General features: G+C 72.5%; 22 protein-coding genes. 16 read left to right on the forward strand and 6 right to left on the reverse strand.

Annotation, left to right across the window (positions count from 1 at the left end):
• Nucleotides 1-201 precede the first annotated feature (201 nt).
• The 9 genes from OHS59_RS34460 to der all read left to right on the forward strand — a co-directional run bounded on the left by OHS59_RS34460 (nucleotide 202) and on the right by der (nucleotide 8,255).
• The gene (locus OHS59_RS34460) at nucleotides 202-1,206 is read left to right on the forward strand and encodes a serine/threonine-protein kinase (protein ID WP_328497252.1); all 1,005 of its coding nucleotides are present in this window, start codon (nucleotides 202-204) and stop codon (nucleotides 1,204-1,206) included.
• Nucleotides 1,193-1,651 (forward strand): hypothetical protein, encoded by a 459-nt coding sequence (locus OHS59_RS34465; protein ID WP_328497253.1) that lies wholly within the window; start codon nucleotides 1,193-1,195, stop codon nucleotides 1,649-1,651. The genes OHS59_RS34460 and OHS59_RS34465 overlap by 14 nt, the downstream gene beginning before the upstream one ends.
• 107 nt (nucleotides 1,652-1,758) lie before the next feature.
• Nucleotides 1,759-2,289, forward strand: coding sequence for a hypothetical protein (locus OHS59_RS34470; RefSeq protein WP_328497254.1), 531 nt, complete (start codon nucleotides 1,759-1,761; stop codon nucleotides 2,287-2,289).
• A 31-nt stretch (nucleotides 2,290-2,320) separates the two neighbouring features.
• Nucleotides 2,321-3,085, forward strand: coding sequence for a vWA domain-containing protein (locus tag OHS59_RS34475; protein WP_328497255.1), 765 nt, complete (start codon nucleotides 2,321-2,323; stop codon nucleotides 3,083-3,085).
• A 68-nt stretch (nucleotides 3,086-3,153) separates the two neighbouring features.
• Complete coding sequence (locus OHS59_RS34480; RefSeq protein ID WP_328497256.1) at nucleotides 3,154-3,921, forward strand: PP2C family serine/threonine-protein phosphatase; 768 nt, start codon at nucleotides 3,154-3,156, stop codon at nucleotides 3,919-3,921.
• Nucleotides 3,918-5,186, forward strand: a complete 1,269-nt coding sequence (locus tag OHS59_RS34485) for a protein kinase domain-containing protein (RefSeq protein ID WP_328497257.1) — start codon at nucleotides 3,918-3,920, stop codon at nucleotides 5,184-5,186. The genes OHS59_RS34480 and OHS59_RS34485 overlap by 4 nt, the downstream gene beginning before the upstream one ends.
• A 135-nt stretch (nucleotides 5,187-5,321) precedes the next feature.
• Nucleotides 5,322-6,017: a (d)CMP kinase gene (gene cmk, locus OHS59_RS34490; RefSeq protein ID WP_328497258.1), complete on the forward strand. Its 696-nt coding sequence runs from the start codon at nucleotides 5,322-5,324 to the stop codon at nucleotides 6,015-6,017.
• Complete coding sequence (locus OHS59_RS34495) at nucleotides 5,975-6,685, forward strand: lysophospholipid acyltransferase family protein (RefSeq protein ID WP_328497259.1); 711 nt, start codon at nucleotides 5,975-5,977, stop codon at nucleotides 6,683-6,685. The genes cmk and OHS59_RS34495 overlap by 43 nt, the downstream gene beginning before the upstream one ends.
• Nucleotides 6,686-6,785: 100 nt before the next feature.
• Nucleotides 6,786-8,255, forward strand: coding sequence for a ribosome biogenesis GTPase Der (der, locus tag OHS59_RS34500; RefSeq protein ID WP_328497261.1), 1,470 nt, complete (start codon nucleotides 6,786-6,788; stop codon nucleotides 8,253-8,255).
• A gap of 81 nt (nucleotides 8,256-8,336) precedes the next feature.
• Here the strand turns inward: der and OHS59_RS34505 are convergent, their stop codons facing one another.
• Together OHS59_RS34505 and OHS59_RS34510 are read right to left on the reverse strand one after the other, a co-directional pair.
• Nucleotides 8,337-8,798: a hypothetical protein gene (locus OHS59_RS34505; RefSeq protein WP_328497262.1), complete on the reverse strand. Its 462-nt coding sequence runs from the start codon at nucleotides 8,796-8,798 to the stop codon at nucleotides 8,337-8,339.
• 105 nt (nucleotides 8,799-8,903) lie between these two features.
• Entirely contained in the window at nucleotides 8,904-9,680 is a 777-nt protein-coding gene (locus tag OHS59_RS34510; protein WP_328497263.1) for a hypothetical protein, read from the reverse strand.
• Nucleotides 9,681-10,244: 564 nt separating this feature from the next.
• Here OHS59_RS34510 and OHS59_RS34515 point away from each other — a divergent pair.
• On the forward strand, nucleotides 10,245-10,877 hold the full coding sequence (locus tag OHS59_RS34515; protein ID WP_328497264.1) for a LysM peptidoglycan-binding domain-containing protein: 633 nt from the start codon (nucleotides 10,245-10,247) through the stop codon (nucleotides 10,875-10,877).
• Nucleotides 10,878-11,121: 244 nt separating this feature from the next.
• The gene (locus tag OHS59_RS34520; protein ID WP_328497265.1) at nucleotides 11,122-11,946 is read left to right on the forward strand and encodes a LysM peptidoglycan-binding domain-containing protein; all 825 of its coding nucleotides are present in this window, start codon (nucleotides 11,122-11,124) and stop codon (nucleotides 11,944-11,946) included.
• Here OHS59_RS34520 and OHS59_RS34525 read toward each other — a convergent pair.
• Genes OHS59_RS34525 through OHS59_RS34535 form a run of 3 tightly spaced genes read right to left on the reverse strand, consistent with a single transcriptional unit; the run spans nucleotide 11,876 to nucleotide 16,127 of the window.
• Nucleotides 11,876-12,592, reverse strand: coding sequence for an ATP-binding cassette domain-containing protein (locus tag OHS59_RS34525; protein WP_328497266.1), 717 nt, complete (start codon nucleotides 12,590-12,592; stop codon nucleotides 11,876-11,878). The genes OHS59_RS34520 and OHS59_RS34525 overlap by 71 nt on opposite strands.
• Entirely contained in the window at nucleotides 12,589-15,567 is a 2,979-nt protein-coding gene (locus OHS59_RS34530) for an ABC transporter permease subunit (protein WP_328497267.1), read from the reverse strand. Before OHS59_RS34530 ends, OHS59_RS34525 begins: the two co-directional genes overlap by 4 nt.
• A complete protein-coding gene (locus OHS59_RS34535) occupies nucleotides 15,567-16,127 on the reverse strand; it encodes a hypothetical protein (protein WP_328497268.1) in 561 nt (186 codons plus the stop codon). Before OHS59_RS34535 ends, OHS59_RS34530 begins: the two co-directional genes overlap by 1 nt.
• 160 nt (nucleotides 16,128-16,287) lie before the next feature.
• Between OHS59_RS34535 and OHS59_RS34540 the strand changes: the two genes are divergently transcribed.
• The 5 genes from OHS59_RS34540 to OHS59_RS34560 all read left to right on the forward strand — a co-directional run bounded on the left by OHS59_RS34540 (nucleotide 16,288) and on the right by OHS59_RS34560 (nucleotide 21,485).
• Nucleotides 16,288-16,827 (forward strand): hypothetical protein, encoded by a 540-nt coding sequence (locus OHS59_RS34540; RefSeq protein WP_328497269.1) that lies wholly within the window; start codon nucleotides 16,288-16,290, stop codon nucleotides 16,825-16,827.
• Entirely contained in the window at nucleotides 16,802-18,091 is a 1,290-nt protein-coding gene (locus tag OHS59_RS34545; protein WP_328497270.1) for an ABC transporter substrate-binding protein, read from the forward strand. The genes OHS59_RS34540 and OHS59_RS34545 overlap by 26 nt, the downstream gene beginning before the upstream one ends.
• A 143-nt stretch (nucleotides 18,092-18,234) precedes the next feature.
• The gene (locus tag OHS59_RS34550; RefSeq protein WP_328497271.1) at nucleotides 18,235-19,503 is read left to right on the forward strand and encodes a glycosyltransferase family 4 protein; all 1,269 of its coding nucleotides are present in this window, start codon (nucleotides 18,235-18,237) and stop codon (nucleotides 19,501-19,503) included.
• On the forward strand, nucleotides 19,500-20,333 hold the full coding sequence (locus OHS59_RS34555; RefSeq protein WP_328497272.1) for a hypothetical protein: 834 nt from the start codon (nucleotides 19,500-19,502) through the stop codon (nucleotides 20,331-20,333). The genes OHS59_RS34550 and OHS59_RS34555 overlap by 4 nt, the downstream gene beginning before the upstream one ends.
• Before the next feature lie 141 nt (nucleotides 20,334-20,474).
• Nucleotides 20,475-21,485, forward strand: a complete 1,011-nt coding sequence (locus OHS59_RS34560) for a helix-turn-helix transcriptional regulator (RefSeq protein WP_328497273.1) — start codon at nucleotides 20,475-20,477, stop codon at nucleotides 21,483-21,485.
• Here OHS59_RS34560 and ctaD read toward each other — a convergent pair.
• On the reverse strand, nucleotides 21,394-23,124 hold the full coding sequence (gene ctaD / locus OHS59_RS34565; RefSeq protein WP_328497274.1) for an aa3-type cytochrome oxidase subunit I: 1,731 nt from the start codon (nucleotides 23,122-23,124) through the stop codon (nucleotides 21,394-21,396). The genes OHS59_RS34560 and ctaD overlap by 92 nt on opposite strands.
• Between the last annotated feature and the right edge of the window lie 297 nt (nucleotides 23,125-23,421).

Consider the following 23,421-nt stretch of genomic DNA (forward strand, 5'->3'; position numbering starts at 1 on the left):
CGGGAGGTCCGGTGTCGGCGGTCGGAGCCCGGGAGGCGCGCGGGGCCATCCGGCAGTAGGGCGGTGGCGGGTGTCTCGTCCGGGGTGGGCGGAGTGTGCGTGATTCGGCCGTAGATGTGGGCCGGCGCGGCATCCCGGCGCGGCGGTTCGGGGCACACTCACTCGGTATCACCGCATCTGCGCGCGAATGAGGTGGGCCGAGTGAGGACGCCGGTCAGCGATCCCCTGCGGGTGGGGTCCTATCGCATCGTGGGGCGGCTCGGCTCGGGTGGCATGGGGTGGGTGTATCTCGCCCGGTCACCCGGCGGGCGGGCCGTCGCGGTCAAGGTGGTGCGGCCGGAGTACGCGGCCGACCCGGAGTTCCGGCAGCGGTTCGCGCGGGAGGTGACGGCCGCGCGGGCCGTCGGCGGCGCCTTCACCGCGGCCGTCGTCGACGCGGATCCCGAGGGCGACCCGCCCTGGCTGGCCACCGTGTACGTCCCCGGCCCGGCCCTCTCGGAGGCCGTCCGCGCGGCCGGCCCCTTCACCGAGGCGCAGGTACGCGTCCTGGGCGCGGGCCTCGTCGAGGCGCTCCAGGCCATCCACGCGGGCCGTGTCGTGCACCGGGACCTCAAGCCCGCCAACGTCCTGCTGGCCGCGGACGGCCCCCGCGTCATCGACTTCGGCATCTCCCTGCTGTCCGGAGCGCCCAAGCTCACCAGGCCCGGCATCACCATGGGCACCCTGCACTACATGTCGCCGGAGCAGTTGACGACCCGGCCGGTCGGCCCGCCGAGCGACGTCTTCTCGCTGGCGGGCGTGCTCGTCTACGCGGCGACCGGCCACGCGCCGTTCGGAGACGCCACCGATGTGATCTACCGGGTCGTCGAGGGCTCGCCCGAACTGGACGGCGTACCGGACGGACTGCGCGCCACCCTCACCCGGTGCTTCGCCCGGCAGCCCGAGGAGCGGCCCGGACTCGACGTCCTGCTGGACGAGTTCCTCACCGGTGTGGGGGACGCCGCGGACTGGCCCCCGCCCGCCGTCTCCGAGGCCGTCCGGGCCCGCGTCCGGGACCTCGCCGCCCGCGCCGGCCCGGGAGCGGGCCCGGACCGCGGGCTCACCCCGAGCGTCCCCTCCTGCCTGCGGCTGCACGCGCAGGCGCTGCTCGACGCCGGGCTGACCGCCACCATGGTCAAGGAGGCGGCCCGCCGTGGCGCGCGCTGACGCCGCCTTCGGCCCCCTGCCCGAAGTGGGCACCCACTGGCGGCGGCTGGTGGAGGACTGGGCCGGCCGCAGCCGCGCCGGATCGACCACCTCGGATTCCACTTCCGTCACTCTGGAATTCGCCGTTCCCGAAACGGGCGGTGTGGTCACCATTCGTTTCATGACCACCAGAAAACTCCTTGTCGCCTTCATGACGGACGGTCATGTCCTGCGGGAGGACCAGCTGGCTCCGGCCGCCGCCGCGGCGAATGCGTGGAATACCGAACAGCTGATCCCCATGCTCTCCGTCTGGGACGTCCGCGGCCCCCGCCCCTGCCTCGCCGGAGTCTGCGTCCTCCCGCTCACCAGCCGTATGACCCCCCACGACTTCGGGCAACTGGCCGGTGACTGGGCGGAACACGCGCGACAGATGTTCACCAGGTGCCAGGAGGTGTTCCGACTCTAGAACAGTGACTTCATGAGTCGGCCACGAAATGTCCCGACGGCTATCCGGCAGGCTGATATTCGCCTCTAATGTGCGATGTGCTTTTCCTGCGCCCGAACGGGGGAATCATGGGTCGCGGAATCATGCTCCTCGCCTTTCTCGGCACGGCCGCGATGTTCCGGCCGACGCCGTCGATGTCCGCCGACGTGACCGCCGTGACGACCGCCCTGGCCGTCGAGAGGCGCACGCTGGTCTGGCTCGCCGCCGGCGCGGGCGCCGCCCTCGCCCTGCTGCTCGCCCTGTTCGTCCTCGCCGTACGCCGCACCCGGGTGAGCCCCGCCCGGGCCACGGCCGGACCCGACTCCGCACGGAGCCCCGGCCACCGCGCCGCGCCCCGGCCCCCGCCACGCCGGCGACGGCACCGCAGAGCCGGCAGACCGCACCGGACGGCGACCGTACGCACCGAACTGCGTCCCCAGGGATACGTCGAGCTGGACCACTGCCTCCACCGGGCCGAGTGGACCGACTCCGGCACACCGCCGCCCGCCCCCGGCGCCCCGGTCGACGTGACGGACCCCGAGGCGGAGTCCGGAAACCCGGACGTCCTGCTCGCCCTCCCGCACCACCGGCGGCCACCGGCCGCGGCCGAACACCCCTGACCGCCCGAACCACCTGCCCCGCGGAGAGACCATGCGCAACGAACGGCAGCCGCAGACGCTCCCGGCGTCGTACGCGGACATCGAATTCGAGAACAACGCACAGCGCCTGCCGCTGGTGCTCTGCCTCGACACCTCCAGCTCCATGACCGGCCCGCCCATCCAGGCCCTCAACGACGCGCTGCGCTCCTGGACCCGCGAACTCCACGACGACGTGAGCCTCAGCTACAGCGTCGAGGTCGCCGTCGTCACCTTCGGCGGACAGGGCGTGCGCGCCTGGAGAGGGGCGCAGCCGCTGCCCGCGCAGACCCCCGTGAGCCCCTTCGTACCGGCGCACGCGTTCCAGGCCCCGGTCCTGGACGCCGCCGGGGTCACCCTGCTCACCGAGGCCCTCGAACTGGCCGTACGGATCGTCGCCGCCCGCAAGACCGAACTGCGCGCCTCCGGGCTCCAGTACTACCGCCCGCAGATCTGCCTGGTCACGGACGGCCTGCCCACCGATGGCACCGGCCGCTGGACCACCGCCTGGCAGCGCCTCGTACCGATGCTCACGGACGACCAGCAGGCCAGGAAGTACCGGCTGTACGCGATCGGGGTCGGCGACATCTCCGACATGGGCGAGCAGGTGCTCAGGGCCCTCGCGCCGGCCTTCAACGCCCGGCTGCACGGCTTCCCGTTCCGCGAGCTGCTCCAGATGATGTCGGCCAGCGCCAACGCCGAGCAGCGCGGCGCCGGGGACGAGGTCTTCGAGAAGATCTTCGCCCAGTTCAGGACGCAGCGCCCGGCGTGGGAGACATGAAGCGGGATGGGAGACACGAGCGGGATGGGAGACACGAGCGGGATGGGAGACACGAGCGGGGTGGCGGCGTGAGCGAGGGCTGGCGGATCCACGGGCTGAGCGTCGAGGGATACCGGCACCGGCAGAGCGGTGCGCCGTGCCAGGACGCCTGGGGCCATGCCGTCACGGACACCGCCACCGTCCTGGCGGTCGCGGACGGCGCGGGCAGCCGCAGCCGGTCCGACGAGGGGGCCCGGCTGGCGGTCGACCTGGCCACCGAGCACTTCGCCCGCCGGGCCGCCCGGGGCTGCCCGCCCGGCGAGGCCGTCCACACCCTGCTGACCGACGCCTTCCGCGAGGTCTGCGAGGAGTTCCTGCACCGCACCGGCGGCGACGCCTACGACTTCGCCACCACCCTCACCGTGATGGTCCTCACCCCCGCCTGGCTCGGTCACCTCTCGGTCGGCGACGGCTTCGTCGTCCTGAGGGCGGGCCGCACCGGCGACGGGGAGCGGCAGTTCCATCTGCTGCCGCAGCCCGCGGCGGTCAGCGAGTACAGCAACGAGACCGTCTTCCTCACCTCGCCCGGGGCCGAGGACAAGGTGAGCACCGCCTGCGTTCTCGACGAGGGCGTCGACGGGCTGCTCCTGTCCACCGACGGGCTCGCCCAGGCCGCGCTCGGCGGACGGCCACCGGTGCCCAACGCCTCCTTCACCTCGGCCGTCCTGCGGTCCCTGGACAGCCCGGGCGCCGACCCGGAGGAGGACGAGGAGGCCCTGGCGGCGCTGCTGCGCTCCGACCGGCTGACCGCCCTCAACGCCGACGACAAGACACTGCTCCGGGCGGTCAGGACATGACCGCCCCGACGGGCCGGCGTGTCCTTCTCGACGGGAAGCGGGTGACACTCGGCCCGCACCCCCTCAAGGGCGGCGGACAGGCGGCCGTCTTCCCCGTCGCGGGGCACCAGCGGATCGTGGTCAAGCTCTACCGCGAACCGCCCGGCGCGGAACAGGAACGCCGTCTGGAACGCATGCTGACCCTGACCCCCCTCGGCGGCCGGCCCATCGGCCCGGGGCAGCCGCCGGAACTGGCCTGGCCCACGGCGGTGGCCCGGGGCCCGGCGGGGGAGTTCCTCGGCTACGCGATGCGCCGGTTCGGCGAGCCGGGGCACGTCCAGCTCGTCGGCCTCTTCACCCGCGCCCAGCGACTGCGGCTGTTCCCGGAGCGCACCGACTGGCGGTTCATGCTCGGGGTCGGCTGGAACCTCGCCTTCATGACCGCCCGGATGCACCACGAGGGTCTGGTCGTCGGCGACTTCTCCAGCAACAACGTCGTGGTCGACGCCAACGGATTCGTCACCTTCCTCGACTGCGACTCCATCGCCTTCACGGACCCGGCGACCCACGAGGAGTTCCCCTGCCTGATGCAGACCGCGGACTACGCGGCCCCGGAACGGCTGGCGGGCGGCCCCGCGACCCGGCAGAGCGACGACTTCGCCCTCGCGGTGCTGGTCTACCAGCTCCTGACCGCCGGGAACCATCCCTTCGGCGGGGTACCGCGCGACAGCGAGTCCGAGACGACGGTCAAGGACAACATCGCGGCCAGCCGCTCGTACGTCGCCGAACCCGGCTGTGTGATCGTCCCGCGCGGTGTCGTCGACCCGACGATCCTGCCGCCCGCGCTGCTGGGTCTCGCCCGGCGCGCCTTCGGGCCCGGTGTCACCGACCCGGGCGCCCGGCCCCAGGCGCAGGAATGGCTGCGCGCCCTCGACGAGGAGCGCCGCCTGGCCCGCGTCTGCCCGGACCGGCCGCGGCACAGCCACGGCTCCCATCTCACAGTCTGCCCCTGGTGCGCGCGGGCCGCGGTCACGGGGCACGACGTGTTCAACGACACCACGATGCCCGCACCCGGCTCCTCGCCCCTGTCGGGGACGAAGCAGATGAAGCTGCCCGGACAGCGGAAGCAGTGGAAGCGGAGGCAGCGGGTGAACCGGCCCGGGCCGCCGCCGCAACCGGCGCCGACATGGCTGCCGGACACCGCGCGGCCCCTCGCCGTGGGCCTGATGATCCTGCTGGCGGTCCTGGTCCTGGTGATCGTCGTGAGCGTGGCGCAGGGACGGTGACGGGGGCGTCGGCGGGGACGGCGACGGGGGCGTCGCGGGGCCCGTAAGACGGGGCCCGGGGAGCCAGTAACCTTGTTCGGGGCGCGCTCGTGCCCGAACCAGCCCAGAACCCGTACCAGGAAGGTGTCCGCACCCGTGGAATCCACCGACGCCCGGACCGCCCCGGCCGTGATTGTCGCCATCGACGGTCCCTCCGGCACGGGCAAGTCGAGCACCTCGAAGGCCGTCGCCGCACAGCTCGGCCTGAGCTACCTGGACACGGGCGCCCAGTACCGGGCGATCACCTGGTGGATGGTGAACAACGGCATCGACATCACCGACCCCTCCTCCGTCGCGGACGCGGCCGGCAAGCCCGACATCGTCTCCGGTACGGATCCCGCGGCGCCCGCCATCACGGTCGACGGCACCGATGTCGCGGGCCCCATCCGCACCCAGGAGGTCACCTCGAAGGTCAGCGCGGTCAGCGCCGTCCCCGAGGTCCGCGCCCGGATCACCGAGCTGCAGCGCTCGATCGCCTCGGCGGCCGGGCAGGGCATCGTCGTCGAGGGCCGGGACATCGGTACGACCGTACTGCCCGACGCCGACCTCAAGATCTTCCTCACCGCCTCGCCGGAGGCCCGCGCCGCCCGCCGCAGCGGTGAGCTCAAGGGCGCCGACGTCAACGCCACCCGCGAGGCCCTGATCAAGCGGGACGTCGCCGACTCCACCCGTAAGACCTCGCCGCTCGCGAAGGCGGACGACGCGGTCGAGGTGGACACCTCCGACCTCACGCTCCAGCAGGTCATCGAGTGCGTCGTCACCCTCGTCGAGGAGAAGCGGGCCGCGAAGTGACCGAAGCACCGTCCGCCCGGCGGGCCGACATCGGCCGCCGTATCGGCGTCGGCCTGATGTACGGACTGTGGAAGCCGCGCGTCCTGGGAGCCTGGAAGGTCCCGGCGACCGGTCCGGCGATCCTCGCCATCAACCACTCCCACATGATCGACGGCCCGATGGTCATGGGCGTGGCACCCCGGCCCACGCACTTCCTGATCAAGAAAGAGGCGTTCGTCGGCCCGCTCGACCCGTTCCTGCTCGCCATCGGGCAGGTGAAGGTGGACCGCTCCGTCGCCGACCGCACCGCGATCACTCGGGCGCTGGGCATCCTGGACGACGGCGGCGTCCTCGGGATCTTCCCCGAGGGCACCCGCGGCGAGGGAGACTTCGCCTCGCTGCGCGGCGGACTCACCTACTTCGCGGTGCGCAGCGGAGCCCCGATCGTGCCGGTCGCCGTACTGGGAAGCACGGAGCGGCGCGGACGGCTGATAAAGGAGCTGCCCCCGCTGCGGAGCCGGGTCGACGTCGTCTTCGGCGACCCCTTCGAGGCGGGCGACGGCAGCGGACGGCGTACGCGCAAGGCACTCGACGAGGCGACCGTGCGCATCCAGAAGCAGCTCTCCGCGCACCTGGGGAACGCAAGGCGCTTCACGGGACGCCAGGGGACGGCCGGACCCGCTTCGTAAATGAAGGGGCGGGACGGGCCGCTCCCAGGGACACTTAAGTAGTGGATCACCCGATACGGGCGGTTCCACCGATCACCACGATGAACGAGGTACGGACTTCATGAACGACCAGATCCAGCCCGACGGCTCGGAGCACGAGCACGGGGCGCTTGGCGATGCCGAGTACGCGGAGTTCATGGAGCTCGCCGCGGAAGAGGGCTTCGAGGCCGAGGACATCGAGGGCGCGCTTGAGGCGGCGGGCCACGGCCCGCTTCCGATCCTCGCCGTCGTCGGCCGTCCGAATGTCGGCAAGTCGACCCTGGTGAACCGGATCATCGGCCGCCGAGAGGCCGTCGTCGAGGACAAGCCGGGCGTCACCCGCGACCGCGTCACCTACGACGCGGAGTGGGCGGGCCGCCGCTTCAAGCTCGTCGACACCGGCGGCTGGGAGCAGGACGTCCTCGGCATCGACGCGTCCGTGGCCGCGCAGGCCGAGTTCGCGATCGAGGCGGCCGACGCGGTCGTCTTCGTCGTCGACGCCAAGGTCGGCGCCACCGACACCGACGAGGCGGTCGTCCGGCTGCTGCGCAAGGCCGGCAAGCCCGTCGTCCTGTGCGCCAACAAGGTCGACGGCCTGAGCGGCGAGGCCGACGCCTCGTACCTCTGGTCCCTGGGCCTCGGCGAGCCGCACCCGGTCTCCGCGCTGCACGGCCGTGGCACCGGCGACATGCTGGACGCCGTCCTGGAGGCGCTGCCCGACGCCCCGGCGCAGACCTTCGGCATCGCGGTCGGCGGCCCCCGCCGCATCGCGCTCATCGGCCGTCCGAACGTCGGCAAGTCGTCGCTGCTGAACAAGGTGGCCGGCGAGGACCGCGTGGTCGTCAACGAGGTCGCGGGCACCACGCGCGACCCGGTCGACGAGCTCATCGAGCTCGGCGGTGTCACCTGGAAGTTCATCGACACGGCCGGTATCCGCAAGCGCGTCCACCTCCAGCAGGGCGCCGACTACTACGCCTCGCTGCGCACCGCCGCCGCCGTCGAGAAGGCGGAGGTCGCGGTCATCCTGCTGGACGCCAGCGAGAACATCAGCGTCCAGGACCAGCGCATCGTGACGATGGCGGTCGAGGCGGGCCGCGCGATCGTCCTCGCCTTCAACAAGTGGGACTCCCTCGACGAGGAGCGCCGCTACTACCTGGAGCGGGAGATCGAGACCGAGCTCCTCCAGGTGGCGTGGGCGCCGCGGGTCAACGTCTCGGCGCGTACCGGCCGCCACATGGAGAAGCTGGTCCCGGCGATCGAGGCCGCGCTGGCGGGCTGGGAGGCGCGGGTCCCGACGGGCCGCCTCAACGCCTTCCTGGGCGAGCTGGTCGCCGCCCACCCGCACCCGATCCGGGGCGGCAAGCAGCCGCGCATCCTCTTCGGCACGCAGGCGGGCACCAAGCCGCCGCGCTTCGTGCTCTTCTCCTCGGGCTTCATCGAGCACGGCTACCGCCGCTTCGTGGAGCGCCGTCTGCGGGAGGAGTTCGGCTTCGAGGGAACGCCGATCCATATCTCGGTGCGGGTGCGCGAGAAGCGCGGCCGGAACAAGTAGCCGCACGAGCGGTGCACACGGACACGGGAGAGGGCCCCTGCGCGACGCAGGGGCCCTCTCCCGTTCACCCGTCGGCTCACCTCAGCGTTCCCTGCGCGGCCCCGGCGGCAGCGCCGCCGGCATCAGGCCCGTGGCGTGCTGCCGCGCCGTCGGCTGCCAGCCGGAGGCGACCGTCTGGCTCTGGTGCGCGGACGCGTACCCCGTCTGGTGCTGCCCGGCGACGTGCCGCATGCCGTACACGGTCGGTGTGTAGGAACCCGAGGCGTACGAACCACCGCCGAGCAGGCCCGCACCGTGCGCACCCGACCCGTGCGGGCCGGAGCCGTGCAGAGCAGGCCCGTACGGGGTCCCGAAGGCCGTGAAACCCATCTCCTCCTCGCCGCTGCGGTCGCCCGGCAGGGCCCGGAAGGTCCTGAGGTACTCCGCGTAGAGCGCGTCGTAGATCGGGGTGGCCGAAGTGCTGCCCGTGAGGTCCTGGGCCGGCCGCATGGCCGGGATCGGGGACGAGTAGGGCAGGCGGCGGGGGGCGTCGTAGGTGTGCACGTACGTGCCAACGACGACGCCGCCCTTCGGATGCGGCCGACGGTCCGCTTTCGCAGGTCACAGGGAGTGCGCCCGGCGTCCGCGGGGGGCCGGTGCCGCCGGTGCTCAGGTACCGGCCAGGGGCATCGCGCTCGCCACCAGCCGGCCGCTCACCGCGGCCTTGTCGAGGGCGTCGCGCAGCAGGTCCTCGCGGGGCTGACGGCCGATCGTGCCGACCGGGGCCGCGAACAGCAGCACCTGCTGGTGCTTGTTGGCGGCCGCCCGCCAGCTGTCGGTGACCTGGAGCGGCTGGTGGGCCTGCCACCAGGCGACGGGGGAGCCGCCGCTGCTGCTGGGCTGCAGGACCGCGTGCAGCTGGCCCACGGCGAGCAGCACGGACCAGCCGTGCAGCACGGGCGGCACCTCGGTGAGCTGACTCACCGGCATGAAGCCCTGCTCGATGAGGAGCGGCAGGAAGTCGTCGCCGCCGCCTCCCGTGGTGCCCGGCCGGGCGATGCGCCCGGTCGGTTCGACGACGAGCGCGGGGTGCAGTTCGCCGCCGAGCAGGATCAGCCCGCTGGTGACGCCGAGGACGGCCTGCTCGGGCAGGGCCTCGGAGGGACGCTCGTCCCCGGTGATGGACCGGACGGCGCCCTGCAGCTGCTCCTCGGTCACCTGGACGACCTGCGAGGGCAGGCAGGTGGAGTGGGCGAACGCGAGTACGGCCGTCTCGTCGCCGATGAACAGGACGGTGCTGGTCCGCTCCTGTTCGGAGTCGCCCTGGGTGCGGCAGGACGTGCAGTCGTAACTGCCCGGGGCGTTCTCGCCTGCGAGCAGCCGGTCGGCTTCTTCGTCGCCGATCTCGGCGCGTACGTCGTCGCTGACGTCGAGCATGCGCGGCACGGGGTGCTCCTCGGGATGCGGTGCGTGTTGTGGCCGGGGGCTCCCGGTCCGTGAACCGGATGGGTTCCCGGCTCATGAAGAAGACAACGGAGGATCTGTGGCGGGGGTCACGCCCGGGAGCGAACGGAATCGAACCATCCTGCGCACAGGGTGAACCCGTCGGCGGAATCCGTCACTCCACGCCAACTGCTGTGCTCTGCAAGGAGGTTGATCCGGTGAGGTGGGTCACAGATCAACAGGGTCGATGGTCGACAAATCAGGAAATCAACGAATGAAGTGGGTGGCTCAAATTCGACGATACCTACGGTAATGGCGAACTGGCCTGGAATGACAATGAGTTGGTTGAAATCGGGCCCCTCCACTCTCTACATTGCTCCGCCGTGTGCAGCGAGCACCGCTCGGGTACGTCCGCCGGCCGCACTGCCGACCGACCAGAAGGGCCACCGGCACCATCCGCACCATCAGCACCACCTCCGGCGGACGGGGTGGGTCGGGGCGACCGCTTCGGAACGCGGAAGTCCCGTACCGCTTCGGGGGACCCCGGGTCCTTCGAGAGGGAAATACATGTCCGAATGTGCCGACAACACCCGTAAGGCTCGTACGACCGCGGTTCTCGCCGGGGCGGCCCTGCTCGCCCCGCTGGGACTGCTCGCCGCGAACGGCAACGCCGCCGCTGCGGACAGCGGGGTGTGGGACCGCATCGCCCAGTGCGAGAGCGGCGGCAACTGGCACATCAACACCGGGAACGGCTACTACGGAGGGCTGCAGTTCTCCGCCGGCACCTGGCGCGCGTACGGCGGTTCGGCCTACGCGTCCACCGCCGACAAGGCCTCCAAGGCGCAGCAGATCGCTGTCGCCTCCAAGGTGCAGCGCGCGCAGGGGTGGGGTGCGTGGCCCACCTGTGCGGCCCGGGCGGGGGCGTCCGGCAGCGCTCCGGCGGCGGCCGCGGCCGGCTCCACCAAGGCCGCTCCGTCGAAGCCGGCGAAGAAGCCGAAGGCGACGGAGCGTTCGACGCGGTCGAAGGGGCACACCGGTCGTGGCTCGTCCCGTGGCGACTACACCGTTCGCAGCGGTGACACGTTGAGCGGTATCGCCGCGCGGCACGGGACCACTTGGCAGCGGGTCTATGCCGCGAACCGGGCCGTCATCGGCGGGGACCCCGACGTCATCGTCCCCGGACAGCGGCTGAAGGTCTGAGGCGGGGGCCCCGGGCCGGAGTTCGCTGTCGGCCGGTGGGGGTTGGCCGCGCAGTTCCCCGCGCCCCTCAGAAGCGGGGCTGCGCCCCTGCTTCCGCCCCTCAGGGGCGCGGGGAACTGCGCGCTCAGCCCTCATCGGGCCCGCGGGGCCCCGGGGCCCTCCCCGGTCCGCCGACCGGGTGGGGCCCCGTCAACCCGCCGCGCGGCACGTCCCCGACGGCGGACCCCCCGCCTAGCGTGGCCCGATGTCGATCAAGCGCATGCGGTACGCGGCTGTCGTCGTCGCGGTCCTGGCCCTCCTGGCCCCCGCGGAGGCCGCCGCGGCACCACCGCCTCCGGCCGCAGGCCCCGCGGCGGCCCGGGCGCCGTACGCCTGTGCGAAGGACCGGTGGCCGTGGGGCTGCGTCGCGAAGTGCGAGAGCGGCGGACGCTGGAACGCGAACACCGGGAACTCCTTCTACGGCGGGCTGCAGTTCTGGCAGCCCACCTGGCGGGCGTTCGGCGGCCTGGCCTACGCGCGGCGAGCCGATCTGGCCACGCGTGACGAGCAGATCAAGGTCGCGGAGGAGGTGCTGCGCGTCCAGGGCTGGAAGGCGTGGCCCGTCTGTTCCAAGAGGTACGGGCTCAAGGGCCGGGCGCATGTGGTGAAGCCGGAGGAGTCGCTCTCGTCGATCGCACGCCGGTACCGCCTCAAGGGTGGATGGCAGGCGCTCTACAAGCTCAACCGGCGGACGGTCGGCGCGCACCCGAACATCCTGAACGTCGGCACGATGCTGCGGCTTCCGGCGGGCGCGGGCCCGGGACGGCCGCTCACCGCTCAGAGCGGGGGCGGGAGCAGGCCCGCGCCCGCCCCGAGCCGACCGGCTCCGTCGGCTCCACCGGCCCCCTCGACGCAGCCGACCGAGCCGACCAGGCCGGCTACGTCGATCAAGCCGACCAAGCCGGTCCCGTCGATCACCTCTGCTCCCACGGTTCCCCCGGCCCCTTCGTCCCCGCCGGTCACGCCGGTTTCGCCGGTGCCCTCGACCCGGCCGGTCCAGTCACCGCCGTCTCCGTCGCCTCTCCGCTGAACACGACCGCGCCGCGCCGGAGCTCGTACACGATCGTCGTCCCGTGGCTCAGGCCGGGCGGGAGCCGTTGTTCGGCCACGACCACGCAGGCGTCGAGGCCGCGCAGCAGCTCGTACGTGCGGGCCGCGACCGTCGGGGACATGCCCTGCGCTGGCTCGTCGACGAGGATCACGCGCGCGCGTGCCAGCAGGGCGCGGGAGAGGGCGAGCAAGCGCTGCTCTCCGCCGGAGAGCGTGCCCGCTCTCCGGGTCAGCAGGGCGCCCAGCTGGGGGTAGGCGTCGAGGGCGGGCGCGAAGGGCCTGCCCGGTGCGGCGAGTTCGAGGTTCTCGCGGACGGTGAGCGAGCCGAAGACGGCACGGCGGTCCGGGACGAGGCACAGACCCCGGCGGGCCCGTGCGTACGCGGGCAGCCGGGTGACGTCGGCGCCGTCCCAGATCACGGCGCCGTGGGAAAGGGGCGCGGAGCCGGCCAGGGCGCGGAGCGCGGTCGTCCGGCCCGAGCCGTTGCGGCCGAGCAGGACGGTGACGCCGGTGGCGGGCGCGTGGAGGGTGACACCGTGCAGGGCCTCCAACGGGCCGTAGCGCACGCGCGCGTGGCGCAGTGAGATACCGGGAGGGCGCCCGGGGACGCCCGGGGCGGCGCTCATCCGTCTACCGCCGTGCCGAGCCCCTCGACCGCCGTGCCGAGTCCTTCGAGCATGTGGCCGGCGGGGCCCGCGGCGACGACGCGGCCCGCGGTCATGACGTGCACGGTGTCGGCGAGGTCGGCCACCAGGTCGAGGTCGTGCTCGACGACGAGCAGGGCCGTTCCGTCGGCGGCGAGGGCCCGCAGCACGCGGGCCAGCGCCGTCACCTCGCCCGTGTCGAGCCCGGCCGCGGGCTCGTCCAGCAGCAGGACCCGTGGGCTTCCCGCGAGGGCCCGGGCGAGCTCCACCCGCCGCAGGGTCCCGGTGGGCAGGCCCGCCGCCGGCAGCGCCCGTACGGCCCCGTCGAGGCCGAGCAGCCGCAGGGCCCGCTCGACCGCTCCAGGGCCCGCGACACGCCCCTGCTCGGCGCCCACGCGTACGTTCTCGGCCACGGTCAGGGTCGGGAAGACGGCCAACTGCTGGAACGTGCGGGCGATGCCGAGCCGCGTCCGGGTGTGGGCGGGCAGCCGGGTGATGTCCCGTTCCCCGAGCGCGACCCTGCCCGACACCGGCCGCACGGTTCCGGCGAGACAGTGGAACAGTGTGCTCTTCCCGGCGCCGTTGGGGCCGACGACCGCGGTGATCCGGCCGGGCGGGAGATCGAGGTCGACACCGTCCAGAGCGGTGAACCCGTCGTAGGCGACGCGCAGGGCGCGGGCGCGCAGGACGGGGCGGCCGGGCGCCACGAAGTCGGCCCGGGGAGCGGTTCCGGGGCGGCGCGGCGACGGTGCCACCGGAGTCGGGACGCGCGGCACGCCCGTGGTCCCCGGGGGGTGTTCGGCGTGAGCCGGGCCGAGCACGGCACCGCCGCGTCCGCCCGCGCCGGTGGCGCCACCGGAGGCTTCCGTGTCCGCCGCGGGTGGCGGCCCGGAGCGCGTGCCCCGGCCGGGCCCGGTCCGCCGCGCCGTGCCGGACGGCCATGGCGCACCGGCCCCGTCTGCGTCGGACCCGACCGGTGGCACCGGTCGCCGCACCAGCGGGTGCCCGCCGGTGCGGAAGCGCAGTGTGTCGGGGGCGCCGCGCACCCCCGCCCCGGTCACCCTCGTCGCCGTCGGTCCCCGGGACGCACCGGAACCCCGGACCGGCGCCCGCAGCCGTCGGCGCACACCGATCCCCAACGGAGTCAGCGTCGGCTCCCGGCGCAGCCGCAGGCGTTCGGCGGCGGGCCGCAGGGCCTCGTACGGGCCGCCGGGGAAGCGGCCCACGAGAACCGCGAGGACTCCGACGACCGCCGCCGCCACGCCGCCCCGGGTGCCCGCGTCCAGGCCGACCAGGAGGGCCGCCGCGAGCAGGGCGCCGAGAACGCTGTCGGCGCCGAGCACCACGATCGCGGCGAACCACAGCAGCCCGCGGACCGGGTCGTACGCCGCCGGGTCGAAGGCGCGCAGGCCCATGCCGAGCATGCCGCCGCCCAGCGCGGCCAGGGCGGCGCCCGCCACGAAGGCCGTCAGCTTGAGCGCCGGGACGCGGACGCCCGCCGCCGAGGCGCCCGCCTCGTGGTCCCGCATCGCGGCCAGCGCCCGGCCCGTACGGCCCCGGCGCAGCGCGTGGGCGGCCAGCAACGCGCCCGCGAGCAGGCCCAGTTCGAGTACGTAGTAGGCGCGGTCGCCGTCGAAGCCGGCGGGGCGGCCCAGGGTCAGGCCCGAGGTCGCGTACGGCTGGGCGAAGACGAAGCGGCTGACGCCGACGCCCACCGCGAAGGTCGCGAGGGCGAGGGCCAGACCGTGCCGGCCGATGGCGGGCCAGCCGGTCAGCAGGCCGAGCGGGGCCACCAGGACCACGGCGGCCAGGAGCGCGGCCAGTTCCGGGAGTTCGGGCAGGCCGGGGAAGCGGCCCGCCGCCAGCAGCGCCGTGAAGAGGGCGCCGAGACCCGCGTACGCGGCCTGGCCCAGGGAGATCTGGCCGCCGCGGCCCGTGACGACGACCAGGGACAGGAGGACGACGCCCAGCGCCGGTACCTGGACGGAGGTGTGCAGGTCCGAGCCCGCGAAGCCCAGGGGGAGCAGGAACAGGACCACCGCGACGATCCAGGCGCCCGGCGGGGTCGCCACCCGGGCCGTCGCCGTGCGCGGGAGGGCGTCGCGGGTGCCGATCCCCGGCAGCACCAGGGCGGCGACCAGCAGGGCGACGACGAAGAGGTTCGCGCCCACCGCCTGGAGGAGCGGTTCCCGCCAGCCCGACGGGTGCAGCCGGGTCAGCTGGCTCTGGGCGACGCCGATGCCCAGGGCCACCACCACGGCCACCGGCAGACTGCGCATCCGGGCGGCCACCGCGACCGCCACCACCTCCATCACCAACAGGGGCATGCCGTACGGGTCCAGGCGTACGTACGGAGCCAGCAGCACCCCGGTCAGGCCCGCGGTGAACGAGCCGAACGCCCAGCCCGCCGCGGCCACCCGGTCCGCGTCGACGCCTCCCAGCGCGGCGAGCGGACGGTCGTCGACGACGGCCCGCAGTTCCCGGCCGAAGCGGGTCCAGCGGATCACCGCCCCCACGCCGGCGGCCAGCACGAGCGTCACCGCAAGCTGCCCCCAGGGGTCCGCGGGGACGAGCGTCGGCGCGTCCGGGCGTGCGCCGGGCCCCCACACGAGCACCGCCCCGCCGACGAGCAGGACGAACACGCCGATGGACGCCACGAGGGTCTGCGCGGGGTCGCCGCCGAGGACGGACAGAGGGCGGAAGACGAATCGTTCCAGCGCCACCCCGACCGCCGGAGCCACCACGAGCAGCGTGAGCGGCGCGGCGAGCGCGAGCGGCCAGTGCCACTCGACGGTGAACTGGCGCAGCAGACAGGCGCAGACCATCGCGATCGCGCCGTGCGCGAAGTTGAGGACTCCGGTCGCCCGGTGGGTGACGACCAGGCCGATCCCGGTGAGCGCGGCGGCGCTGCCCACGGAGAGACCGGCGAGCGTGAGGTCGTACGTCAGCGACGCCATCAGCCGGCCGGCTCGGACGGGGAGTCGTCCGAGGAGTTGCCCGAGGGGTGGCCGGAAGGGGTGTCCGGCGGGTCGTCCGAGGCGGTGGGTTCGCAGATCGGGCAGGGGGCCAGGTCCCCGCCCGAGAGGACCCGTGAGTCGACCGGCAGCGCCTCGGGCTTCCCGGTGACGAGCGGGCAGTCCGCGCGGTGCCACAGGGTGCCGCCCGGCACCATCAGCAGGTCACCGCTGACGGCCACGGGCGCGGCCGTCGACTGTCCGGCGACGCTCCCGTCGGCGGCGGTCGCGTCATCGGGGTCGGCCGCCACCAGGAGCCCGTACAGCTCCTCCACGCGGGTCGCCGCGAGGGCGTTCCTGCCGTGGGTGAGGAGGACCGCGGCGGCGATGATCAGGGCCGCACCCGGCACCGTGCAGGACGCGAGATACGGCAACTGCCGTTCCGCGTACCGCTCGCCGGAGATCCCGTACCAGCCGAGGACGCACAGCACCGCGCCCGAGGCGAGCGCGGCCCACCCGGCCCACAGGACGGGACGCACATTCCGCTGTCGAGCAGTCCGCATGGGGGCTCCACGTGATGTGTCCGGCTGTATGCGTGCGGCTGTCTTCCATGTCCGCCGATGTCTTCCAAGTGCGCCGACGGACTTGCACTATGCCTTCTACAAGCTGACCCTGAAAGCTCCGGGCGCGCATGGCCCGGACCGACACCCGGTGGTGAGCCAGATGGTTCTCGGGAGCGACCTCAGGCGGGGGACAGGCCGGGGGCTGGTGGTGGCGGTGCTCGTGCTCGCCCCGGCCCTCACGGCGTGCGGCGACGACAGCGGCGGTGACGACACCGATCCGCCCTCGCCCTCCGCGGAACGGTCCACGACGGCCGAGCCGAGTCCGAGCGCCAGCGCTCCGGACGATCCGGCGGCGGCCGAGAAGGAGATCAAGGAGAACTGGGAGAAGTTCTTCGACCCCGCGGTCCCCACGAAGGAGAAACAGGCGGTCCTGGAGAACGGCGACGCGATGGGCCAGGTCCTGAAGAGCTTCAGCGGCGACGAGCGGGGCGGGCAGGTCGAGGCGAAGGTCGGCAAGGTCGCCTTCACCTCGCCGACCGAGGCGAACGTGACGTACACGCTGACCCTGAAGGGCGCCACGGTCATGCCGGACGCGGCCGGGACCTCCGTCGAGCAGGACGACACGTGGAAGGTGTCCGTCAAGACGCTGTGCGGTCTTGTCACTCTGAGCGGCAATGCCTCGCCGGGCCCGGGTTGCTGAATCGGCTGTCGTGGGCCTGCTGCTCCTGCTGGGCACGGCCTGCGGCAGCCGTCTCCCCGAGAGCGACTTCGAGGACCGGCCCGGCCGCACGCCCGCCCGCACCACCGCGGAGCCGATCCGGGTGGGCGTCGTCACGAGCGCCACCAGCCCGGTCGGCGGCGACGCCTTCACCGGCCCGCGCGACGGCGCGAAGGCCTACTTCGACGCCCTGAACGCGCGCGGTGGCATCGGGGGACGCCGGGTCGAGGTCCGTACGTGCGACGACGGCGGCAGCGGCGTCGGCAACAACGAGTGCGTGCACCGGCTCGTCGACGAGGACGAGGTGGTGGCCCTCGTCGCCACGACCGCCCTCGACTACGCGGGAGCCTCCCGGGTGTCCCACGCGCGCGTGCCCGACATCGGCGGACAGCCCATCGGCGCCGCCTACGACACCTATCCGCATCTCTACGGGATCTACGGCAGCCTCGCCCCACGGAACGGAAAGCCCGGCTGGGACGGGAAGCTGTACGGCGGCACCGAGATCTACCGCTGGTTCAAGGAGAAGCAGGGCGCCCGTACGGCGGCCGTCGTCTCGTACAACCAGTCCGCGTCGGCGGCGTACGCCCGGCTCGTCACCCGGGGCCTGAAGGCCGAGGGCTACAAGGTCGTCACCGAACAGGTCGACTTCGCGCTGCCCAACTTCCGCGCCGCCGCGGCCGACCTGAAGGAACAGGGCGCCGACCTGGTCTTCGACGCCATAGACACCTACGGCAACGCCCAGTTGTGCAAGGCGATGGACGACGTCGGCGCCGAGGTCCTCGCCAAGGTCACCAACGTGCAGAACTGGACGTCCACCGTCCGCGAGGACTACAAGGACGCCCCACGCTGCCGCAACACCCTGTGGGCGACGGGCGCGAGCCGCAACTACGAGGACACGGACCACGAGGCCGTACGGGAGTTCCGCGACGGCACGAAGTCCCTGAAGACCCGCTCGCAGTGGCAGGTGGAGGGCTGGGCCGCCGCGATGTGGTTCACGGACGCGGCCCGGTCCTGCGCCGAAACGGGCGTCACGCGCGCGTGCGTCGACCGCTTCATGGCGGACGGGAAGCCGTACACCGCCGACGGCCTGCTGCTGCCGGTCCGCTTCGAGCACCTGCCCGAGCCGCCGAGGACGCGCAGGACCTGCCTGTCGGTGGCCCGCTGGGAGGACGCCCGGGGATGGGTGAGCCAGGGGGACATGAACAGCCAGTGCTACGACGTCCCGCAACTCTCCTACAAGCCCTGATGCACAGGAGCGCGAAAAGGTTCCCCCATCTGGCTACCGATGGCGCAACTGTTCGGGAACAGAGTGATAAGGAAGCCCAACCATCCCGTCAGTACCCCGGTCTAACCCTCTGGTAGCTGGATGAGCCGGAGATACGGGGACGCATGCAGATTTCTTTCCTTATACACAACGCCTACGGAATCGGTGGGACGATCCGGACGACGTACAACCTTGCGAACACCCTTGCCGAGCAGCACGACGTCGAGATCGTCTCCGTTCTCCGTCACCGTGAGGAGCCGGTCTTCGCACGGAACCCCCGCGTGCGCCTGCGCCACCTCGTCGACCTCCGCAAGGGACGCCCCGGATACGAGGGCGACGACCCCGAGCATCTGAGGCCGGCCCGGGTCTTCCCGAAAGGAGAGCTCCGCTACGACCAGTACAGCGCCCTGACCGACCGCCGTATCGCCGAGCACCTCTCCACGGTCGACGCCGACGTCGTGGTCGGGACCCGCCCCGGCCTGAACGTGCATCTGGCCCGCGAGACCAGGCGCGGCCCGGCCCGCGTCGGCCAGGAGCACCTCACCCTCGACAGCCACTCCGTCGGGCTGCGCACGGAACTGCGCGGCGCCTACCCCCGGCTCGACGCGGTCGCCACGACCACGGAGGCGGACGCCACCGCGTACCGCACGAAGATGCGACTGCCCGGCGTCCATGTCGAGGCCGTGCCCAACTCGGTGCCCGCGCCCGGCATAGAGCCCGCCGACGGCACCGGCAAATGGGTCGTCGCGGCCGGCCGGCTCGCCCCGGTCAAGCGGTACGACCTGCTGATCAAGGCCTTCGACCTGGTGCGCGCCCAGCGGCCCGACTGGCGCCTGAGGATCTACGGCAGCGGAAAGCAGAAGGACAAGCTGCGTCACCTCATCGACGAACTCGGCCTCTACAACCACGTATTACTGATGGGCGCGGCCAACCCCATCGAGCCCGAGTGGGCCAAGGGCTCCATCGCCGCCGTCACCTCCAGCCTCGAATCCTTCGGCATGACCATCGTCGAGGCCATGCGCTGCGGCCTGCCCGTCGTCTCCACCGACTGCCCGCACGGCCCGGGGGAGATCATCGACAACGGTGTCGACGGACGCCTCGTGCAGGTCGGGAACGTCGAGGCCATCGCAGGGGGCCTGCTCGAACTCATCAACGACGACGCGCTGCGCCGGCAGATGGCGGACGCGGCGCTCAAGGACTCCGAGCGCTTCGACCCGGCACGGATCGCCGAGCGCTACGAATCGATCTTCAGCGGTCTCGTCTCGCGCGGCGGCACCTCGAGGATCGGCCGGGTGCGCGGCTCACTGCACCGCACCCGAGGAGCCCTGCTCGGCAGCGCGTACGCCGTTCGGGACGCCGGACTGACCGTATTCGGGAAGGAGCGTTCCGCATGATGACGCTGGCTCCGCAGGCCGCGCAGCTGCCCACCGACGAGGACGACGCCATGTCTTTGCGCGCCGACTGCATCGCCGACTCCGCGGGCGGACTCACCTTCGACATGGCCGAGACCGCCGAGGCGGGTGACACCCACCTCGTACTGCGGCACCGCGACGGCCTCCAGGAGGTCCGGCTGCCGCTCGCCCCGTCCGCCGACGGCCGGCTGCGCGCCGCGCTGCCCAGCAGCGTCGAACTGCCCGAGGGCCGCTGGGACGCCTTCGCGCAGACCGGCGACGGCGAACCGGAGCGCCTGACACCCGGCCTCAACGACCTGCGCTCACTCGTCGACCGGGTACCGAGCGGCGCCCGCGGTCATGTCGCCGTCCGCATCCCGTACGCGACCAAGCACGGCAACCTCTCCGTCCGCAGCTGGCTGCGCGCCCCGCACGCGGAGGCCGGCGAACTGCACATAGGGGAGGGCGAACTGGGCGTCCACGGCCAGGTGTACGGGGTCGCGCTCACCCCCGACGCGTACGCCGAGCTGGCCGGCCGCGAGGGGACGGAACCCGCGCCGAGGGCCGAGATCCACCGGGACCAGGCACTGTTCCGCTTCACCGTGGCCTACACCGAACTGCCCGAGGGGGTGTGGGACCTGTGGCTGCGCCCGGCGGGGGTGACCGGGCCACGGGTACGGATCGCGCGGCTGCTCGACGACATCGCCGACAAGAAGCCCATCTTCACGTACCCGAAGGTCACACTGGACACGGAGTTCGGCCCGGTGACGGCGGGCCCGTACTACACGAGCGACAACAACCTCTCCGTGACGGTCACGCCGGTGACCGCCTAGGGGCAGTGCCCCGAAGGGGCGGGGAACTGCGCGGCCGGCCACGACGCACCCGCAGACACCTCACCCGCAGACACCTCGCCGGGCTTCCGGCGGAGAGCCTTGCGGACAGCCGCTGTCCGCAAGCCCTGAAAGACTCGGCGCATGCTGGAAACCTCGGCAAGACTCCTGCGCCTCCTCTCGCTGCTGCAAGCGCACCGCGACTGGTCGGGCCCCGACCTGGCGAGCCGCCTCGGCGTCACCCCGCGCACGGTCCGCCGGGACGTCGACCGACTGCGGGAGCTCGGCTACCCCGTGCACGCCAGCCCCGGCACGGGCGGCGGCTACCAGCTGGGCGTGGGGGCCGAACTGCCCCCGCTGCTCCTCGACGACGACGAGGCCGTCGCCGTGGCCGTCGGCCTGCGCACCGCCGCGGGACAGGGCATCGAGGGCATCGGCGAGACCTCCGTACGCGCCCTCGCCAAGCTCGAACAGGTGCTGCCGCACCGGCTGCGCCGCCGGGTCGGGGCCCTGAACGCCTTCACCGTGCCGATGCTGCGCGGCCCTCGGCCCTCCGCCGTCGACCCGGCCGTCCTCACCGAACTCGCGGCCGCCTGCCGCGACTCGGAGCGGCTGCGCTTCGAGTACCGGAACCACGAGGGCGCCCCGACCCGCCGCACGGTCGAACCGCACCGGCTGGTGTGCACCGAGCACCGCTGGTACCTGGTCGCCTGGGACGTGGACCGCGGCGACTGGCGGACGTTCCGGGTCGACCGGGTCACCCCCAGGCCGCCGCACGGGCCGCGCTTCACTCCTCGCGAGTCACCGGCCGAGGACCTCGCCGCGTACGTCTCCAAGGGGGTCTCCACGCGCGCGTACGCCTCGCACGCCGTCGTCCGCCTTCATGTGCCCCTGGAGGAGGCGGCCGAGCGCGTCACACCCTCCGCCGGGACCCTGGAGGCCGAGGGCCCGGACAGCTGTGTGCTGCGCACCGGCGCCGCGAGCCTCGACGTGATGGTCATTCACGTCATGCTGATGGGCCTCCCCTTCGAGGTGCTGGAGCCCGTGGAGCTCATCGCGGCGATCAGTACTGCTCGGGACCGGCTTTCGGACGCTCTTGACCGAAGCGGATCTGCGGGCTCTCCTCCTGGCCGGAGCGGGTCTGGGGCGGCGTGATCGCCGCGAACCGCGGATGATGCAGGTCGAACGCCGGCGACTCGGAACGGATCCGGGGCAGCGTGGCGAAGTTGTGCCGCGGCGGCGGGCACGAGGTCGCCCACTCCAGCGAGCGGCCGAAGCCCCAGGGGTCGTCGGCGTCGACCTTCTCGCCGTACTTGGCCGTCTTCCAGACGTTGTAGAGGAACGGCAGCGTCGACATGCCCAGCAGGAACGCGCCGATCGACGAGATGGTGTTGAGCGCGGTGAACCCGTCGGCCGCCAGATAGTCGGCGTAGCGGCGCGGCATGCCCTCCGCGCCCAGCCAGTGCTGCACCAGGAACGTGGTGTGGAAGCCGACGAAGAGCGTCCAGAAGTGGAGCTTGCCGAGGCGTTCGTCGAGCATCTTCCCGGTGAACTTGGGCCACCAGAAGTAGAAGCCGCCGAAGGTCGCGAAGACGACGGTGCCGAACACCACGTAGTGGAAGTGCGCCACCACGAAGTACGTGTCCGTGACGTGGAAGTCCAGCGGCGGCGAGGCCAGGATCACCCCGGTCAGACCGCCGAACAGGAACGACACCAGGAAGCCGGTCGCCCACAGCATGGGGGTCTCGAAGGAGAGGGACCCCTTGAGCATCGTGCCGGTCCAGTTGAAGAACTTCACACCCGTGGGCACCGCGATCAGGAACGACACGAACGAGAAGAACGGCAGCAGCACCGCGCCCGTCGCGAACATGTGATGGGCCCACACGACCACGGACAGACCGGTGATGGCCATCGTGGCGCCGACCAGCGTCAGATAGCCGAAGATCGGCTTCCGGCTGAAGACCGGGATGATCTCCGTGATGATCCCGAAGAACGGCAGCGCGATGATGTAGACCTCGGGATGCCCGAAGAACCAGAACAGGTGCTGCCACAGCAGCGCCCCGCCGTTGGCCGAGGCGAAGACCTGCGAGCCGAACCGCCGGTCCGCCTCAAGGACCAGGAGGGCCGCGGCGAGCACCGGGAACGCCAGCAGGATCAGGATCGACGTGAACAGCGTGTTCCAGGTGAAGATCGGCATCCGGAACATCGTCATGCCGGGCGCGCGCATCCCGATGATGGTCGTCAGGAAGTTCACCGCGCCGAGGATCGTGCCGAAGCCGGCCAGCGCGAGCCCCATGATCCACATGTCGGCGCCGATACCGGGCGAGCGTTCCATGCTGTTCAGCGGCGCGTACGCGAACCACCCGAAGTTCGCGGGCCCCTGGGGCACCAGCAGGGATCCCAGCACGATCAGCCCACCGAAGAGGAACAGCCAGTACGACAGCATGTTCAGCCGGGGGAAGGCCACGTCGGGCGCGCCGATCTGCAGCGGCATGATCTCGTTGGCGAAACCGGCGAAGGTCGGCGTCGCGAAGAGCAGCAGCATGATCGTGCCGTGCATCGTGAACATCTGGTTGAACGTGTTGTTGTCGATGATCTGCGTACCCGGCCGCGCCAGCTCGGCCCGCATCAGCAGCGCCATCAGACCGCCGACCAGGAAGAAGGCGAACGAGGTGATCAGATAGAGGTGGCCGATCTTCTTGTGGTCGGTCGTGGTCAGCCAGTCCACCACCAGCCGCCCCGGCCGCTTCACCGGTACGGGCCGTACCGCCGCCTGCGCGGTGTCCGTCCCCATCGCCGCCCCCTCGCTCGTCGCGTCCCGGGCCTCCTGAAGCTCACGCCATGATGCTCGCGGGGCACCGCGCTCCGACAGGGGGCGTACACGGGTTCTGTGCTTGAACCATGTATTTACTGTGGCGGGCCAACTTCCTTGCGGCGCCACGGAATCGGAATGGAATAGCGGGGAAACGGGCTCGGCGACCGGCTTTCGGCCGGGGTATTCGAGGCCGCTTCGGCGATAGTCCGGCGCGGTTCAGAATTCCGTTCGAGGGCGGGCGGAAAACGTCCGGAACCGCCCGTTCGTGTGACGGCT

The sequence above is a fragment of the Streptomyces sp. NBC_00414 genome (genome assembly GCF_036038375.1).
GTDB lineage: Bacteria > Actinomycetota > Actinomycetes > Streptomycetales > Streptomycetaceae > Streptomyces.